Origin of the sequence: Flavobacterium sp. NLM (genome assembly GCF_002210235.1) — a bacterium.
Classification (GTDB): Bacteria; Bacteroidota; Bacteroidia; order Flavobacteriales; family Flavobacteriaceae; genus Flavobacterium; species Flavobacterium panici.
Genome location: NZ_LIAC01000007.1, coordinates 60,315 through 78,647 on the forward strand (window position 1 = coordinate 60,315; position 18,333 = coordinate 78,647).

17 protein-coding genes and 1 tRNA gene are annotated in these 18,333 nt (G+C 31.7%); 9 read left to right on the plus strand and 9 right to left on the minus strand.

Annotated elements, in window-relative coordinates:
* Window positions 1-171: 171 nt before the first annotated feature.
* The 4 genes from APR43_RS09950 to APR43_RS09965 form a co-directional block, all read right to left on the minus strand.
* Window positions 172-711: a hypothetical protein gene (locus APR43_RS09950; RefSeq protein WP_053471507.1), complete on the minus strand. Its 540-nt coding sequence runs from the start codon at window positions 709-711 to the stop codon at window positions 172-174.
* Entirely contained in the window at window positions 701-1,387 is a 687-nt protein-coding gene (locus tag APR43_RS09955) for a DUF3800 domain-containing protein (RefSeq protein WP_053471508.1), read from the minus strand. The genes APR43_RS09950 and APR43_RS09955 overlap by 11 nt, the downstream gene beginning before the upstream one ends.
* A 135-nt stretch (window positions 1,388-1,522) precedes the next feature.
* Window positions 1,523-1,609 (minus strand) — tRNA-Ser (locus APR43_RS09960).
* 62 nt (window positions 1,610-1,671) lie between these two features.
* Window positions 1,672-2,541, minus strand: a complete 870-nt coding sequence (locus APR43_RS09965) for a LysR substrate-binding domain-containing protein (RefSeq protein WP_053471509.1) — start codon at window positions 2,539-2,541, stop codon at window positions 1,672-1,674.
* A gap of 90 nt (window positions 2,542-2,631) precedes the next feature.
* Here APR43_RS09965 and APR43_RS09970 point away from each other — a divergent pair, with 90 nt between their 5' ends.
* On the plus strand, window positions 2,632-3,873 hold the full coding sequence (locus tag APR43_RS09970; RefSeq protein WP_053471510.1) for an MFS transporter: 1,242 nt from the start codon (window positions 2,632-2,634) through the stop codon (window positions 3,871-3,873).
* Between the two features lie 176 nt (window positions 3,874-4,049).
* On the opposite strand, the gene APR43_RS09975 is transcribed toward APR43_RS09970, so the two are convergent.
* From APR43_RS09975 to APR43_RS09995, 5 genes are all read right to left on the minus strand, one after another.
* Window positions 4,050-5,081: an asparaginase gene (locus APR43_RS09975; protein WP_053471511.1), complete on the minus strand. Its 1,032-nt coding sequence runs from the start codon at window positions 5,079-5,081 to the stop codon at window positions 4,050-4,052.
* Window positions 5,071-6,207 carry a 1-acyl-sn-glycerol-3-phosphate acyltransferase gene (locus APR43_RS09980; RefSeq protein WP_053471512.1) on the minus strand — a complete coding sequence of 379 codons (1,137 nt, stop codon included), beginning with the start codon at window positions 6,205-6,207 and terminating at the stop codon, window positions 5,071-5,073. The genes APR43_RS09975 and APR43_RS09980 overlap by 11 nt, the downstream gene beginning before the upstream one ends.
* A gap of 64 nt (window positions 6,208-6,271) precedes the next feature.
* Entirely contained in the window at window positions 6,272-7,051 is a 780-nt protein-coding gene (locus APR43_RS09985) for a TatD family hydrolase (protein ID WP_053471513.1), read from the minus strand.
* 199 nt (window positions 7,052-7,250) lie between these two features.
* Entirely contained in the window at window positions 7,251-7,973 is a 723-nt protein-coding gene (locus APR43_RS09990; RefSeq protein ID WP_053471514.1) for a hypothetical protein, read from the minus strand.
* A 2-nt stretch (window positions 7,974-7,975) separates the two neighbouring features.
* Window positions 7,976-8,560 (minus strand): RNA polymerase sigma factor, encoded by a 585-nt coding sequence (locus APR43_RS09995; protein WP_053471515.1) that lies wholly within the window; start codon window positions 8,558-8,560, stop codon window positions 7,976-7,978.
* A gap of 129 nt (window positions 8,561-8,689) precedes the next feature.
* Here APR43_RS09995 and APR43_RS10000 point away from each other — a divergent pair, with 129 nt between their 5' ends.
* The 8 genes from APR43_RS10000 (at window position 8,690) to APR43_RS10035 (ending at window position 18,303) form a co-directional block, all read left to right on the plus strand.
* Window positions 8,690-8,989: a hypothetical protein gene (locus APR43_RS10000; protein ID WP_053471516.1), complete on the plus strand. Its 300-nt coding sequence runs from the start codon at window positions 8,690-8,692 to the stop codon at window positions 8,987-8,989.
* A gap of 188 nt (window positions 8,990-9,177) precedes the next feature.
* Window positions 9,178-10,155: a hypothetical protein gene (locus tag APR43_RS10005; protein ID WP_053471517.1), complete on the plus strand. Its 978-nt coding sequence runs from the start codon at window positions 9,178-9,180 to the stop codon at window positions 10,153-10,155.
* A 111-nt stretch (window positions 10,156-10,266) separates the two neighbouring features.
* The gene (locus tag APR43_RS10010) at window positions 10,267-12,219 is read left to right on the plus strand and encodes a PKD domain-containing protein (RefSeq protein WP_053471518.1); all 1,953 of its coding nucleotides are present in this window, start codon (window positions 10,267-10,269) and stop codon (window positions 12,217-12,219) included.
* 231 nt (window positions 12,220-12,450) lie between these two features.
* Window positions 12,451-15,114 carry a CHAT domain-containing protein gene (locus tag APR43_RS10015; protein WP_053471519.1) on the plus strand — a complete coding sequence of 888 codons (2,664 nt, stop codon included), beginning with the start codon at window positions 12,451-12,453 and terminating at the stop codon, window positions 15,112-15,114.
* Window positions 15,066-15,503 carry a retropepsin-like aspartic protease gene (locus APR43_RS10020; protein ID WP_053471520.1) on the plus strand — a complete coding sequence of 146 codons (438 nt, stop codon included), beginning with the start codon at window positions 15,066-15,068 and terminating at the stop codon, window positions 15,501-15,503. The genes APR43_RS10015 and APR43_RS10020 overlap by 49 nt, the downstream gene beginning before the upstream one ends.
* A 180-nt stretch (window positions 15,504-15,683) precedes the next feature.
* A complete protein-coding gene (locus APR43_RS10025) occupies window positions 15,684-16,652 on the plus strand; it encodes a glycosyltransferase family 2 protein (RefSeq protein ID WP_053471521.1) in 969 nt (322 codons plus the stop codon).
* Window positions 16,652-17,632, plus strand: a complete 981-nt coding sequence (locus tag APR43_RS10030; protein ID WP_053471522.1) for a UbiA family prenyltransferase — start codon at window positions 16,652-16,654, stop codon at window positions 17,630-17,632. Before APR43_RS10025 ends, APR43_RS10030 begins: the two co-directional genes overlap by 1 nt.
* The gene (locus APR43_RS10035; protein WP_053471523.1) at window positions 17,629-18,303 is read left to right on the plus strand and encodes a hypothetical protein; all 675 of its coding nucleotides are present in this window, start codon (window positions 17,629-17,631) and stop codon (window positions 18,301-18,303) included. Before APR43_RS10030 ends, APR43_RS10035 begins: the two co-directional genes overlap by 4 nt.
* The last annotated feature ends 30 nt before the right edge of the window (window positions 18,304-18,333 follow it).

Consider the following 18,333-nt stretch of genomic DNA (forward strand, 5'->3'; position numbering starts at 1 on the left):
CAAGTTTATTCTTTCTTTTTTTTATCAAAAATGATCGCGATTGTTAATAACTTTATAGTATTGTTGATAAACACGCAATGTTTTTCGTATATTTGCGCTGTTCATTCTACCACACTAGGAGAATTGAATTACGAAATCCGATACGCCCCGATGTGTACCGGATTTTGCGGTTTAATGAACTTTGTCTAATTTATTTTTAAATTTTTGTTTTATCACATTCAAACCTCCATATTGCTTCTCTAAGTAATATGCTGTAATAAAATAATAATCTTTACCACTCCTTTGTGGCTCTAAAATAACAATATAGTTTTCAGTTGTATTATGAATGTAAGTTCTTATAACATCCCGATTTCTTACTCTATTATTTGCACTAAAAACAATAATTTCATCTTGAATACTTTTTTCTATATGCGGTAATATCCAATGTAGTCTTTTTGATCTCTCGAAATCAAAAATATCTCTTGATTTAATCACTTTACCTTTATTATCTCTTTCCTCTTCCGTTTTATAAGTTAAATGCTTAAAAAGAGATTCAACATCAATTTTATCTTCTTTTTTTAATGGTCTTATGATTTTAGAATTAAATTTAAACCCTGCATTATCTCCAATATCTCTATCAAAAATTGCTTTTAATGATACTAATCTATCTTTTTCATTCAGATGATTTAGTTCTAAGTGAGCATTATATTTTTTAATGTAATTAGTTGGCATTTTTCAAATCAATAAAAAATAAATTAAACTTTTTTTCCGCCTCTTTGTTTCGCATCGTTAAAGGTTTACATCTCAACTTTTCTATCTTTTCAATGATGTTATTTTTTGCTGTAACCTTATTTAATCCCCTAAGTTTATAATTAATTGCTCCCATTAGAACATCTGAAAGCTGCATTAATTCACTTTCATAAGAACGAATTATCTGTAAATTCCTAATATTATTATAATCTCTTTCCAAATATTTTTTTAAACTTCTCGCTTTAAGATAAGAATAAGTGTCTTTAATATCTAAATAAATATTATAATTATAATTAGGATCAATTTTTTTATTTAATAATTGATAATACATCTTATCGTAAAATATATTATGATCCTGATTAAAAGCTTTATGATTTAATTGTGATTTATCAATGATAATAGCTCTAAAGTTTAATTCATCATTACTAAAGAAGTAGTCAATCAATTTACTATAAAAAGGGTATTGTGATTTTGAAATAGAACTCCATTTCATTTCACCACGATAAAAATGCTCAATTTTCATATCACGAATATTTTTATTGTGCATCTTTAATAAATGATAAGGAGTACTTATGTAAGATAAAATCATATATGGATGACCATCACTTTCTATATGAGTACTTTCATCACAATAAATATTATAAGTTCTTTTCATCATTTTTTATTTTATATATCAATGATAATCCTTTTTTTGAGATCAACAAAAAATATGAAAAAGAATTATTAAACAGAAATAAAAAAAACCTCGAAATATACATTTCGAGGTTTGGTATTATTTAAGTTAAAAATTTCGCAGAAAGGAAGGGATTCGAACCCTCGATACAGTTACCCATATACTAGCTTTCCAGGCTAGCTCCTTAAACCACTCGGACACCTTTCTATTATTGGTCTGCAAAGAACACAAAAAAAATCGAGTTTCAAAAATAAAATCTAAGATTACTTTTAAATGCTTTTTTTAAATTCTTCCATGAATATTTTTACTGCTTTTTTTTGATAACCGCCAATTGTTAGCATAAAAGATTCTCTTTTGGTTGCAACGCCGGTAATTTGTATTGCTTTGAGCTGATCCCATCCTTTTAAAGCCTTTTCAGCCACGATCGTCGCCCAGTCACTGTTCTCTACCATTTGCAATAATGCGTGTATAGAATGCAGCTCGATTGAGATTTTAGGTTTCATGTTGAATTTCTGAAATAACTCTTCTACAAATTCTCTCGAATTCGATCCTTTTCCGGGCAATACCAACGGAATTTGTTCTATTTTCTTAAAAGCTATTTTATCCAAATCTGCTAAAGCGTGGTTTTTGGAAACTGCCAAAACCATATAAGAAGTAAACAAAGGCACTTTTTGAATGGGAAGTTCAATTTCGTGCGATGAAACAACCAAAACAACATCTAATTGATTATCAAGAAGTTTTTGTTCTAAAGCTTCTGTAGTTCCATATTCAACAACAATTTTGAGATTCTGGTATTGTTTAGCGAATGTATTGACGATGGGAAGAATTAATAAACCAAAAACATAAGTTACACCAATTCGCAATTCGCCGCCAATCATTTCGTTTAAATCCTCAATTGCCTGCTTTCCGTTTTCTACATTTTCTACCACTTTTTTAGCGTGAATTAAAAAAACAGAACCCGCTTCTGTAAGCTGTACTTTCTTTCCAATCCGCTTGAACAAAGGCAAGCCGAGTTCTTCCTCCAGTTTTTTTATTTGCTGCGAAAGCCCGGACTGCGTTACAAAACACAATTCTGCAGCTTTTGTAAAATGAAGAACCTCAGCTGTTTTAATAAAATATTCGAGTTGGTAAATTTCCATATTGATAAGTTTTAATACTTATTATCAGTAAAATTATTAATTTTTCTAATGAAATCATAATCCCGACCTTTGTATTAAATATTTAAGATCATGTTTAAAGCGTTAAAATCTAAAAACTTCAAGTTATTCTTCTATGGGCAATCCGTTTCAGTTATTGGAACATGGATGCAGAAAACTGCTATAAGCTGGATGGTTTACAGCATAACGGGATCTGTATTTTTATTAGGACTGGCTACTTTTTTAAGCATGATTCCATCTTTGTTTCTGGCACCTTTAGCAGGAAGTATTATTGGGCGTTACGACAGACACAAAGCAATGCTTTTATTGCAGTCTTTAGCGATGCTTCAAGCCGGAGCTTTGGCAATTTTAATTTATTTTAAAATTTACAATATTAACTTTATCCTTGCTTTAAGCCTTATTCAGGGAATTATAAATGCGTTTGACATGACCTGCAGACAAACAATGATGATTGATATTGTTAATGACAAAGAAGATCTGCCAAATGCTGTTGCGCTAAATTCAACTTTAAATAATTTTGCCCGAATTGCAGGTCCTGCACTAGCCGGAATTATTCTGCACAATTATGGTGAAGACATTTGTTTTATTGGAAATTTCCTTAGCTATATTCCGGTTTTAATTTCGCTTTTAATGATGAAAATTACGCCGCACATCAAAGCGGTAGATAAATTTAAAATGCTCGAAGATTTCATTGAAGGTTTTGATTACGTAAAAAAAGAAGCCGAAATGGCAAAAATGCTTTTAATGTTAATGTGCAGCAGTTTATTTGTAATTTCTTTTAATACGCTGATGCCGGTTTTTGCCAAAGATATTTTTAGCGGAAACGCACAAACTTTCAGCTGGTTTGAAAGCGCCGCCGGAATTGGTTCTATTTTATCTGCCATTTATTTGGCAAATCTTAAAAAATCAGATCATATGAGTAAAATAATGATCGCTGCGAGCTTATTATTAGGTTTTAGCATCATTATACTAGCGTATTCAAATAATTTGACTGTAGCGCTTATTTGCATGGCTTTGAGTGGTATAGGAATGATGGCTCAAACTTCATCCATCAACATTTATGTGCAGACGCAAAGTGCTGTAAATATGCGATCAAGAAGTATTAGTTATTATTTAATGGCTTATCAGGGAATGATTCCTGTGGGAAGTTTAATTATTGGATACGTTTCGCACATTATCGGAACCAGACATACGGTTGCTATTCAGGGAATTATTTGTATACTTTCTGTGATTGTTTATGTGTATTATAAAAATCGCAGTTCTCAAGAAGATTTAGAGACTTGTCCGGTTCATTATAAAGATTCAGAATTTTAATAAATTCCAATAAAAAAATTCCAAATTCCAATTGTACGCAATTTTGTCATTTCGAGGAACGAGAAATCGCACAAGTAACTCCGTTCCTAAAAGCGTCAATCTTTGTCGAATTTCTAGTGCGATTTCTCGTTCCTCGAAATGACAAACGAACTTATATCACTTATATGGTGGAAAATTTATAAAGAGATTTCCCCGCGCAAAGCCGTTTCAAAGACATCTTTAAATTCATTTTGCGGAATATTATGACCAAGCAAATACATCAATTTTGTAATTGCAGCTTCTGTAGTAATATCTTTTCCTGAAATAACGCCAAGAGATTTTAAGGCTGTACTGGTTTCATATTGTCCCATGTTTACGCTTCCGCCAGAACATTGTGTTACGTTTACAATGTGCATTCCGGATTTGATTGATTTTTCAATTAAATTCAAAAACCACTCTTCGGTTGGAGCATTTCCTGAACCGTAAGTTTCTAAAACAATACCACGTAAATCTGGAGTTGAAAGGATCGAAGCCAAAACAACTTCACTCATTCCCGGGAACATTTTTATAATTGCTACGTGATTGTCTAGGTTTTTGTGAACAATCAAATCTGCGCCTTCTATTATCGGAAGAAACAAATGGGAGTTTAACTTTAAATGCACACCAGATTCTACCAATTCAGGATAATTTGGTGCAGTAAAAGCTCTAAAATGTTCCGCATTTACTTTTGAAGTTCTGTTTCCTCGGTATAATTTGTATTCAAAATACAAAGAAACTTCATTGATAACAGGTTTTCCATTTTCCTGCAATGAAGCAATTTGAATAGCTGTAATCAGATTTTCTTTAGCATCGGTACGCAAATCTCCAATTGGTAATTGCGATCCTGTAAACACAACTGGTTTAGCTAAATTCTCCAGCATAAAACTCAATGCAGAAGCCGAATATGACATGGTATCTGAACCGTGTAAAACTACAAATCCATCATACAAAGCGTAATTTTCCTCTATAATTGTGGCAATCTTAGTCCACATTTTCGGATTCATGTTTGATGAATCTATCGGATTTTCAAACGAAACAGATTCGATTTCACAATCTAATTGTTTGATTTCGGGAATCTTCTGTATTAGTTTACTAAAGTTGAATGCTTTAAGCGCTCCAGTTTCAAAGTCTTTGCTCATACCGATAGTTCCTCCGGTATAAATCAAAAGTATTTTAGCTTTAGATGACATCTTGGTATTTTAATTTATTGACAACCGGATTAGCATACATTGCCAGAAATCCTTGTCTTGTAACAGGATTATCGCTTCCGATACGCATTTCTAAACGACGCTCAAAAAGTGATTTTTCACTTTCTTTATACAAATGAGCGAATCTTGTTGTTTCGTTTAAAATATCGTAAGCAATAAAATTAGTTGGCCATAATTGATAATTTGTCAAAATGGTATCATCAATAACTTGTGCCAAAGCCTGAACTTGTTTGTTTACGTTGTCATTTTCGGCAACAATTTTATCAATTTCAGTATCTAAAACATCGCCAACAGAAATATGTATTCTTTTTTTAGTTCCCATGATTCCACTTAAAATGGTCATGAAATCTTCGTTTTTATCTTTAACGTAAACTTCGTTTTTTGATTCTGCCATTAATTGCGGCATTTTCAAAACATCTGTAGGATCATATTCATACGAAATAGAAACCGGAACGATTTTTAATTTCTTAAAATAATCCATTAAATTTTCTTCGTCAGAACCCATTCCAATCATTTTTAAAACGCCCGGATTGGTTTCGTCATTTCCGTCTTTTGTTCTTCCTTCTCTTTGCGCAATCCAAACCGAACGATTTTCGCGAAGCAATAACTGTCCCATATATTCGGCAAGCAGTTTAGAACTTTGCAGCATTTCACGAGGCGTTAATCCTCTTAAAACCAAAAAGTTTCTGTTTAATTTCGCTAAAGTTGCCAGGAAAGCTTTTTTAACCAGATTGTCTCCAATTGCAGATGCTGTCATTACCAAACCATGTTCAAACAAACAAACATTCAGTAAAGTTGTATCTAATAAAATATCTCTGTGATTGGAGATAAATAGATAAGAAGTATTTGGTTCCAATTTCTCAAACCCCGAAGTTGTTAAGCCTTCAGAACTTTTCTCCAGAACCTTTTGTATGGTGTTATAAATAAAATTGCATTGAAAATCACGAATCGAATGCGTTTTCCTTAATTGATCTTTCCAAACCTCATCTTCTAGTTCCGGAAAAGTAAAGTTCATCATGGTTTTCATCATAGGGTGATTTACAACATCATGAAGTGCTTCATTTATTTCGGAATCATAAAACGGTCGAATGGCATCAAATTTCTGCATTATTTATATTGGTTTTAAGTGGGCAAAAGAACAAAAAAAAAATTAAAGTTTTGTAAGGCTTTGGTTAAATCCCAAAAACGTCTTTTGAATTTTGAGTGGTTATTGCTGCAATCTCTTCTTCAGACACATCATATAAGTCTGCCAGCTTTGAAATTACATTAACTAAATAACTGCTCTCATTTCTTTTCCCTCTGTATGGAATTGGCGCCAAATAAGGCGAATCGGTCTCCAATACAATGTGTTTTAAATCAATTTGATTTAAAAACTGGTCGATTTTCCCGTTCTTGAATGTTACCACGCCTCCAATTCCTAATTTCATATTGTAAGAAATCGCTTGCTGTGCTTGTACTAAAGTTCCGGAAAAACAATGAAAAATCCCAAATAAATCTTCAGATTTTTCTTCTTCCAGAATTTCAAAGATTTCATCAAAGGCTTCGCGACAATGAATTACGATAGGTAATTTGTATTGTTTTGCGAGCTGAATTTGTCTTTTAAAAACTATTTGCTGTTCTTTTAAATGTGTTTTATCCCAATACAAATCGATTCCTATTTCGCCCACAGCGTAGAATTTTCGCTTTGATAATTCGGTTTCCACATGCGCTAATTCTTCCTCGTAATTATCTTTTACATAAGTGGGATGTAAACCCATCATCAGGAAAATATTCTCCGGATAATTTTTCTCTAGGTCATACATTGATTGTGTTGCAGCAGCGTCAATTGCTGGAATAAAAAAGCGGGTAATTCCGGCATCAATAGCGCGTTGAATCATTTCGTCACGATCCTGATCAAATTCTTCAGAATATAAGTGCGTGTGTGTATCGGTAATAATAGGTGTTGAATTCAATGGTCTAATTTTAAAGTTGTCAAAATTACGACAATATTAAAAGAATAGCAATTGCTTGTTGGCACGCGGATTTTACGGATTCACTTCGTGAAAGTGCGGATGAAAGCGTATTTTTGTTGATCTTATAGAAAGAAAAATCGCAAAGCTTTTAAACTTTGCGAATCTCTGTATAAAATCTTTGTGTTTCTTTGTGAAATAACTAATCCAATTGATGCAAAAGTTCTTCAACCTGATCATAACCTTCGTAATCTTCTGAAATGGTTTCGAGGATTTTTTTACAGCCTTCGTAATCTTTTTGCTTTAATTTAGATAACGCCAAATACCAGACTGCTTTATCTTTATAGGCAGATTCTCCTGCTTTCAATTCATTAAAAATAGCTTCAGCTTTTATATAATGGCTTTCTTCTAAAAGAGAAACGCCATAAAAAAACTGAATTTCTGCTGTTTTGTTTTTTTGTAAAATCGTTTCAAAAAGCGGAATTGCTTTATTATATGTTTTATGATTAAATGCTTTTTCTGCCTCTTTTAAAGTCTCATCGGCTGTTGATCTTTCGGTAAAAGAAGCGTGTTCCGGATTATTGTAATCTCCATAAACAGGATTTTGGTTGTAATTAAAAAAGAACAATCCGAATAAAACGGCAACCGAAGCTGCAACTGCCAGATACCAAGGTTTTAAGCCAATTACTTTTGGTTTATTATCAAAATGTCTTTCAGAAATCTGACTTAAATTCTCTTTAAAAATTTCTCTTTCCTGCTCAAATCCAAATTTATTGTTCAATTGAAATTGTATGTTTTTAAAAGTCTCAAACTGTGAAGCAAATTCAGGATCTTCTAACAATTGTTTTTCAAAATCATTTTTTGCCTCAATCGTTAATTCGCCTTGAAGATATTCATCAAATAATATATAGCGTTCTTCGTTCATGACTAATCGTTTTTTAAAGAATTAAAGTTTTTTGCTTCCTGAATCCATTGCGTTAACTGGCCAACACAAAGCGACTTTTTTTTACGAATATAACCGTATGTTACGTTTAGTTTTTCGGCCACTTCTTCCATTGATTTAATTTCAAAACTCAACTTTAATAACTCTTTGCATTTGTCTCCTAATCTCTGAAACATGGTGTCAAAAAGCTGTTGTTTTTCATCAAATTCTTCGGTTTGTCCAATCAGCTCTAATGCAGATTCATTCATAGATACTGCATCTTCAATAATTGTTACCCCTTTGTTGGATGTTTTTTTCAATTCGTTGAGCCATTTTCTTTTACACAAGAGAAAAAAGTACGCATCAAACGGGCAGGTTAATTGCAGCGAATTGGCTTTGGCCTGATTAAAAAGCAAAATCAATACTTCCTGAACAATGTCCTGAGCGTGGTCTCTGTCGCCAGAATTGTTCATAATAAACATTACGACTTTAGGAACATACTTTTTATATATGGATTGAATCACTAACGAATCGTTTGCAGCAAGCCCGTCAATATACTTTTGGTCAGCATGCACTTTAGTTTTACTCATAAAAAAACTTTTAATCAGATAAAGTTAAAAAAGAATCTCAAAAAATTTCAAATAAAAGGGTAACAATTAACAATTGCAGTTGATATAAGGAAACAAAAATCTTTTAAAAGAGTTAAAAATTAAGAGAAAATGGAAACTTATCAATTTACCAACGACAAGACTTTAGATCAATTTTACAAAATGATCTCTGCCAAGACCCGCAATGGCTTTGTAATCGTAGAACATAACGAGAAACTACCCTATGTTGTTTTATGCAGAGAAAAAAAAGTTATCAAACATTTTCTGCACTTATTTCTTACCTGTCTCACTTTCGGGATTTGGTCAATTGTCTGGATTTATTTAATAGTTACGCTTTCGCGGAAGCAAAACATTCTCGTAGCTGTTGATGAAGATGGAAACCTCTTTGAAGACAAATGTCTTTCGGCGTAAATCAAAAAAAATAATAACAGGGGTAACAAATAAAACTACAAGTTGATATAACCTTATAAGAGCCATAAAAATATTTTTTGAAAAACAGGGGTAACAATATCAAACCCTAATTGATATAAGATTGTAATTAATAACCAGAATCTGAAAACCACTTGACGATCAAGACAGATTTATAAAAACTAGAAATTATGAACACAAATTTTAAAACTATCGGACTTTTATTTCTATTATTAGTTTCTTTTGTAAGCTGCGACACGAGCGATGGCGATGACACAGGCAACGTTATTTTGCCTCCAACATCAGCAGCTTTTAAAAGCATCAGCGAAAAAGGAGTAAAAAGAAATACACAAAACTTTACGATTACGGCCGGAGATGGTATGGTAACACTTACGTCTGCAAAAGGTGTAAAATTACACATCAACGGAAACTGCCTTACTAAAAACGGAAATGCTGTAACGGGAGAAGTTAATATTGAATATATCGAACTTTTTGATAAAGGAAACATGCTGGTTACCAACAAACCAACAATGGGAATTACACCAGACGGAAAGAAAAACCTTTTAATTTCGGGCGGAGAATTCTTTATTAAAGCTACTCAAGGCGGTGTTGAATTACAAACTTCTTGTTATTTAAGTTTAGTGGTTCCAACTGCGCTAACTGACGGTTATGACAATGCCATGACATTGTGGACCGGTGTAATTGAGGAAGACGGTGATTTAGCGTGGAAAGATGCCAGAGGTGCCGACGGAAAAGGCGGCGTTCAGGGTGAAGGAAACAGTTATTATGTAACTTTTGGAAACTTTGGATGGACAAATGTTGACCGTTTTTACAGTGATCCTAGACCTAAAACCACTATTTTAGTTGATGTTCCAGACGGATACAACAATACAAACAGTGCTGTATATCTTTCTTATGATGGAGAAGGTACAAATGCTCTTGCAAAACTGGATACCTATACTGCCGAAGGATTGTTTAGCGAACACTACGGACAAATTCCAATTGGTCTTGCTTGTCATATTATTTTCGCTACCGAAGATAATGGTAACTGGAGATATGCAATAAAAGGAGTGACAACAACTGCAAATGCTGTTTACACCTTTACACTAGCCGAAACAACAGTCGGTACCGAAGCTCAACTTGTTGCTGCAATTAATGCCATACAGTAACTTATAAATGCTTTTTTAAGAGAAAGTGATGATTTGCTCATCACTTTTTTTTACATTTAATCCTGTTTTAAAATTGATTCTGATGATTTTAAGACTAAAAACTGTCTAGTTATGAAACCACAACTGTCTATTTTCTTTATTCTATTTTCAATTTTCTCAATAGGACAAACCAAAGTAAAAGACACCATAACCCGAAGAGCCAATATTGGATTTATCCAAAACGGAAATGCCGTTTCTTTTAAACCCGAAACACCGCCGTTGATTCCAATTGCAGGTGCGCCAAAGCCAAGTTATTCTTATTTATGGGAACTCGGCGACGGACATTATAGTAAAGAAGCAGAGCCAAAACATGTCTATAAAAACAAAGGAACTTATACAACAAGGCTTGCCGTAACCAACAATTACGACAACGGAAAACCTCCTGCAACACGCCCGAAAAAAGTGGCTGTAAATGATATTACAGATACTAATTATAAAGACATTGCTTCTATTGCAGATCAAAATGGTTTTGCGATTTTAAAAAACTGCGATCCCATTCCGGAGCAGGAAATGGTAGTCGTAGTAAGTTATCAAAACTTAGAGAATTATGTTTCCAGCGGAAAGCTTTATTTATTTTATAATGAGAAACAATTCAAACATAATAACTTCGAATTAAGTGATTTTAGAACGTATGCAAACGAGCGTGAAGTAAAAGAAAATTTAGTTGCTTCTGTAAATGATCTTGACGATTCAAATAATTTTGTGGCTTCCGCCGAAAACAGTTTCAAACTTAAAAAATACCGAAATACAACTACAGAAGAAGATCTTGATGCTTCGCTTTTAGACGCTCATAAAACGTATCATAATGTTTCGGTTTTAGAATTTGATGATGCCAATCCGGGAGAAACTCGCAATGTCTTTTATACGTTTAAAACCACTCCCGAAATGATAAAAGATACGAGCGCAACGGTTACGATGCGTGGTATTTTTGTTCCGAATCGAAGCTATAAAAACCATAAGATTAAAAATCTCGAAATGGAAATTGTAACGTCTCACGATCCAAATAAAATGGGTTCTAACGGACGTTTTATGAATTACAGATTAGTTCGTTTTAAAAGGGTAAATTTTAAAACCCGTTTCCAAAATAATGGCGAAGGTCCAGCGAGAAAGATTCGTTTAGAAACCGATGTTCCGGATATGTTTGACAAAAAAACTTTCCAGATCGAAAGCATGTATCCCGAATGTCCGATTTGTCCAAAAGGCGAAGAACCAACCGTGAGCTGTCTCGATACGATTATCAAACAAAAGCAAATTATTTTTACGTTTAAGAATATTTATCTTCCGGGAACGGAACAAAAAAATGTTCACGAAAAAGACAGCACAAAAGGTTTTGTAAAATATTCGATGAAGTTTGGAGAAGACTTTCATAAGGTAAAAACCAAAAGCCGAACTTCGATTATTTTCGATAAAAATGAACCAATTATTACCAATTATGCCACTACTCGATTTTTGCCGGGAATTTCAATTGGCGTAAAAGCGGGTTACAACTTTTATCCAGATTTAGATAAATCGACAAGTTACTTTTTGGGTGCGACACTTTCGCCTTTTAAATCGTATCGTTTTTACTGGCAGGTTGAATGGATAAATGCATTAAACCAATATAACAGCGCGGTTACTGTTGTAGATCAAGTAAATACAAATGCAAACGGAGTAAGGCAATTGATACGCACGACTACAGCAACCGAAAATAAAAATATTAATTGGGAAGTTCCTGTTTTGATTCGGTACAACATTAATAATTATATTGGAATTGGTGCCGGAATTCAGGCGAATATAAATGTCTCGCAAGAACAAAATCAGAATTTAACCATTGATACTTATGAAGGCGATAAGGAAAGTTTTTTAATTGGCACAAAAACTGAAACCAACAATATGAAAACTTCTTTTACTGATATTAAAACGGGGCTTTTATTTGATTTAACGGCAGGTTTCGCGAGAATAGGACCGAGTTTAGGCGCTCGCTATGTAATTAATTTTGAACAAAATTTTAATTACTTTCAGGTTTATGGAATATGGAAGTTTTAAGGTTATTCCACAAAGGCACACAAAGGATACACAGAGATACGCTAAGAGGTTTGCCACAAATTGCACTAATTTTCACGAATCAATGCTGAAATAATTAGTGGAAATTCGGGAAATTCGTGGCAAAAAAAAATCAAAACACCAATGTCATCCTGAGCGAAGTCGAAGGCTTTATAACGAAAAAGGTCTTCGACTTCTCTCCGACTGAAACTCGATGATACAATCAAAATTAATATGAACTTATATAACTTATATGGTTTAATCTTTCTTTTCCTAACTCTGAATGTTTCAGGACAGAATCAGGAAGATAAAATATATAATGCTGTTGATAGTTTTGTTGCTCATCCTTCCGCGAAAGCGTTACAAAATTTAAACGCTTCAGAAACTGATTTTTGGAGAAATCCCAAACCTAAAACAAAAGATGAATTCTTGGCAATTGTGGTTTTAAACTGTAATAAAGCCTATTATGAAAACCAATTTGGGCAGACACAAAATGCGATTTCGAGTTATGAAAAAGCCTGGCAGATTTATCAAAAATATAAACTCAGCAATTATGATATTATTGAATTCTGCTTAAAACCTTTGGGAAATTTATATACGGTTTTGGGCGATTATGACAGTGCAGAAAACACCATAAAACAATACTTTTTTATTGTAAATACTTCTAAAAATTATCCTGACGCGCAAAAACAAAAATTTGCTGCGATTTTGAATTTATCAAATGTTTATCAGAGTTCGGGAAAAATTTCTTTGGCAATTGAACTTTTAGAAAATACTCTAAAAACAGAGCAATTATCTAATTTGCAAAAGGGAATTTTATGGAATAATTTGGGGAATAATTATTTATTAGATTCTCAAAAGAGGGTATGGATTGTGAAATCACCCCCAGATATCGAAAGTGCGTTTAAATCTTCTATTAAATATTTACAAAACGAAAAAAATCAATCAGAAACTTTATCTAATGCTTATCGAAATTTAGCTTCGATGAACAGACAATGGCAACGATATGAAACTGCTAATTCTTATTTGAAAAAAGCCGAGAAATTATTTTTAGAAACACCGGATATTCAGCCCAGAAAAATAGCAAAATTGTATTATGAAAAAGCTTTATTGCTTTTTGCTGAACATAAATATGATGAATGTTCTAAACAAATTAATTCGATTTTTGAAATTTTAATTCCGAATTACAAATCAAAAAGTAATTTGCCAAATGAAACTGAATTATACGCCGAAACGGTTTTAATTGATGCACTAGATTTACAAGCAGAAATTTTTATTCGACAAACTCAGCCAAAAAAAGCGCTTGATGCTTTTCATCTTTCCTTTCACATTGAAGATATATTGATGAATGTTGTATTTTACGAAAACTCAAAAATTATTTCACAATTGCGTTCTCGTAATCGTACCGAAAAATGCATTTCAATTTATGATCTATTGTATCAAAAAGAAAACAATATTAAGTATCTGGAAGAAGCTTTTCAACTTGCTGAAAGGTCCAAATCAGGGATTTTGCAACGTTATCGTTCAAATATTAAAAATGCTTCGAATGAAGAAAAGCATCTTTTACAAGAACTTCAAAACTTAAATAATGCTATTTTAAAGGAACAGCAAAAAGCAGATTCTGCAAACATTTTAGAGATAAATCGTCTTATAAAAAAGCAAAACGAATTGATGATTTCTTTGAAGAAAATTCAAACTGAAAATCCAGATTATATCCCTGAAAATTGTAATATAAAATCTCTTTTATCGCAATTAGAAAATGATAAAGCGGTAATGGTTTACTATTTTATGGGTTCTGAAATTCTATATTATTTCACCTTGCAGAATAAGCAAATCCATCTAAACCACATTTATATAACTGATACTGCAATTCCGCAAATTGGAGCGTTTATTGATTATTTTAATAACTCCAATACTATTCTTAACAACATTTCCGGGTATAATAAAAATGGTTATGCTGTTTATAAAATGCTGAAATTACCTCTAAACAAGGTGTATAAAAATCTAATAATTGTTCCTGACGGAATTTTAAATTTCCTTCCTTTTGAAGCATTAATTACTCAGGAATCAAAAACAACGAATTTTGCTAAAATGCATTATTTGTTAAACGATTTCAAGATTGCTTATAATACTTCAGCGAATATTTATCTGAATTCAAAACCTGTTTCAAAATCAGAAAAAACGGTTTTAGGCGTTTTTCCGGTTTTCGAAAAAACGGCTTTTGAATTGAGTTATTCTAAGAAAGAATTAGAATCGATTCGGAGTAATTTTAGCGGCAAATATTTAGAAAATTCAAATGCGAGTTTTTCTAATTTTAAAAATAATGCTTCCCATTATTCTGTTTTGCATTTGAGTACACACGCGTCATCTGGCAATATTGAAACTCCGGCAAGTATTAAATTTTACGATCAGGAAATCTTATATTCTGAATTGTATAATCTACATATAAATCCTGATTTAGTGGTTTTAAGTGCCTGCGAAACCGGAATTGGAAAATTATATAAAGCGGAAGGTGCGATGAGCATTGCAAGAGGTTTTCAGTTTGCGGGTGCGCAGAATCTGCTGTTTTCTTTATGGAAAGTAAACGATTTTACGACTTCGGTTTTTATGTCTGATTTTTATAAAAATATCAAAAATGATGTTTCTTATTTTGAGGCGAATTCAAACGCCAAATTGGAATATTTAAACGATAAATCAATTCCAAATGCTAAGAAATCACCTTATTATTGGAGTTCATTTGTGTATTATGGTTCGATTTCGGCAGAAGAAAAATCCGGAAATTATATCTATTATGTAATTAGCTTTTTGATTGTAATTGGTTTATTTTTGATATTCAATCCCTATCGAAAATGGAAAATCTTCACGAGGTTCTCAAAAAAGAGAAATACAAAAAAATAAAATTCAAGGTTACAAAAACACAGCATCTTTCTATAAAAGCAAAAATAAACGGCGTTTCGGGAAATTTCATTTTAGATACGGGCGCATCAAATACCTGCATTGGTTTTGAAAGCATCGAACGTTTTGAATTATCTGCAAAAAAATCAAAAACAAAAGCTTCCGGAGCGGGCGGAACGGGAATGTTAACCCAGATATCTTCACAGAATACTTTACAATTAGGAAGCTGGAAAAACAAAGGTTTCACTATTGTAATTTTTGATCTTTCGCATGTAAATGAGGCTTTACAATCCTATAAAGCTAAGCCTGTTCATGGTATTATTGGTGCGGATGTTTTGCTTGAAGGAAAGGCGATTATTGATTATTATAATCATTATTTGTATTTGAAGTAAAATTTAGATTTTAAACAAGTTAAAAGGATTAAATTGTGAAGAAGGAAGTTATATATTATAATTCGAAAGTTTTTGTTTTAAGATTTTTTGTTACAAAAATAATTTAGATTGCATATCTAAATTATTGATTAGATTTGTGTTCCAAAAAACAAATAAATCCTAAAACCAAAAAACAACCCATTGAGTACTATCACTGATTCTCCTCTTGTCTCTATTATTATACCAACTTATAACCGTTCTTATTGTTTATCTGCCACAATTGAGGCAGCTATAAATCAAACTTACAAAAATACTGAAATAATTATAGTAGATGACGGCTCAACTGATGATACAAAAAATGTCGTTTCAGCTTTTGGCAATAAGATCAAATATATTCAAAAGACACATACTGGACAGGCTGACACAAGAAATGTTGGTCTGCAATATGCCAAGGGAGAAATTATTGCTCCCCTTGATTCAGATGATATTTGGCACTATACATATCTTGAAAAAAGTATTGGATATATGTTGGAATATAGGTTAGACTTATTTTTTTCAAACTGGGAACTAAAGATTTCAGATACATATCATACAAATGTTTTTCCTAATTTTTCAAAAATTAATATTCCTAATAATGGCTGTTATGTTTTTGATTATATTGAATTTAGAAACCTTTTATTAATTGATTCTATAGCACCTAGTTCAGGTTTACTTATAAAAAAATCTTCAATTCCTTTTGGTTGGAATGCTCAGATAAATATTGGTGATGATTGGGTTTTACAACTGGAAATGGTTTTTAAAAATTTAAATTGTCAAGTTGGCTTTACTAAAGAAGTCTTTTGGAAAAAGAGTAGAGACACGACCAATGTTAGTGATGGCAGAAAAGGAATTACATTTAGAAAGTTACATATTAAAGATTTGAATTTGATTATTAATAAGTTTAGTTCCTATATGGATAATCATGAACGTAAAATGATCGATCAAAAAGTTATTCAAAATAAGATCTTAATAACTTATATGTTACTCCTTAAAGGTGATATTGGATTAGAAATGAAACAATTGCTGCTTCATGTCATCAAAGAACCTTCTTTATTCCTCATGGCTTTTAAAAGGGGGATTCAAAAACAAATTACTAGAAAAAATTATCAATTCATTTTTATTAGAAATTAATGAGTTTCTTTAAACATATCAGAATTGCTACTTGGTGGTTTAAATTACCCCCTTTTTTGGTACTTATTTACTTGTACTTTATCAAAGAAAATATAACTGATTTTGGGCGAGAGATTTTTCTCATTTTGTTTCTTTTATCTGGAATAATATCCATTGCTATATTCGCAAGTTTAATTAATAATTATTATGATCAGGAAGATGATGCCATAGCAGGAAAAGAAAATAAGATGACAAATCTTAGTAAAAACCAACAGTATTTAACTTTAGGAGGTATTGTATTGCTTGGAATGTTATTTTCTTTATTTATATTTCCTAATTTATACGCTTTAGTTTTTTATTGGCTAAGCTGGTTTTGTTTTTATATTTACTCTTGTAAACAATTTCGCCTAAAAGAGAAAACATATTTGGGTGTTATTTTTGACGGATTAGGATCTCAATTTTTTCCAACACTTTTTATTTTTTCTTTTTTATATAAAGGGGATATTGGGAATGATCTGATTTGGATAATTAGTGGAAGTTTTTGGATGACTTTTGCCTTTGGAATGCGATCATTGATTATTCATCAATATGATGATTATGAGAATGATGTAAAAGCAGGAGTTTCTACCTTTGTAAACAACACACCTCCACTATCAAGAAGTTTATTTCAAAAATTCGTTTTATTAATAGAGATTATATCTTTGATTGTTTTTATTTGGGAAATGGATTGGCATATTTTTGTACTTCCAATTTTAATTTATGGTATCATTCTCTTAATATTTAAATATTATTTAAATATTAAATTTTATTTTTTTGAGGCAGTTCAAAATCAAAGATCCAGAAGTTTATTGTTTGATTTCTATATAACAATTCTACCCTTTATACTTTTGGGATTACTTACTTTCAAAAATCATCAAAATGGAATATTATTGGTAATTTCAATTATCTTGTTTAATGTGCCTACTTTTTTTAATGTAATTAAATTTTTTAAATTAAAATGAAATATACTTTTTTCTACATATGCGGAACTTTCGGAGAACTTTTTTGGGTATTAGCTTATATGCTTATAATTTATAGAGGATTGAAAGACAAAAGTTATGGTATGCCACTGGTACCACTTGCTTTAAATTTAGGTGTAGAATTTGTATTTTCTTTTTGCGACCGATTTAATTTATTATTTAGCTATACATGGTTTTTTCTGGATTTAGGTATTGTTTATACTTATTTTAAGTATGGATATGCTTCATTTAGTAAATTTTATCACTTAGAAAAGAGGCAATGGTATGTTATAAGTGTATTAGCATTTTTACTTGGTATACTAATTAATTTTTATGGACATGAGTTTTTTGCCCACCTTTTACCTGAACTTCATGATAATCATATAAGCATTTTTTTCTCCGTGTTAACGTGTATATTTATGTCTATATGCAGGTTAGCTATGTTTTTTCAACGTGGAAATTCAGAAGGTCAGTCTTTTATAATTGCAAGTGTAATTATGATAGGTAATTTTCTATGCTTTTTTCAAATTGTAGCTACTTCTACTCTGTATATATGGACAAATCCTTTGATGAGATTAATTTTATTGACTATCGTTGTTACTGATATTTATTGTGCAAAATTACTTTACAGCCAACTTATAAAAGAAGGAATAAATCCATGGAAAAGATTATAATCTATTTTTTTCTATTTGTTATTTGTAATA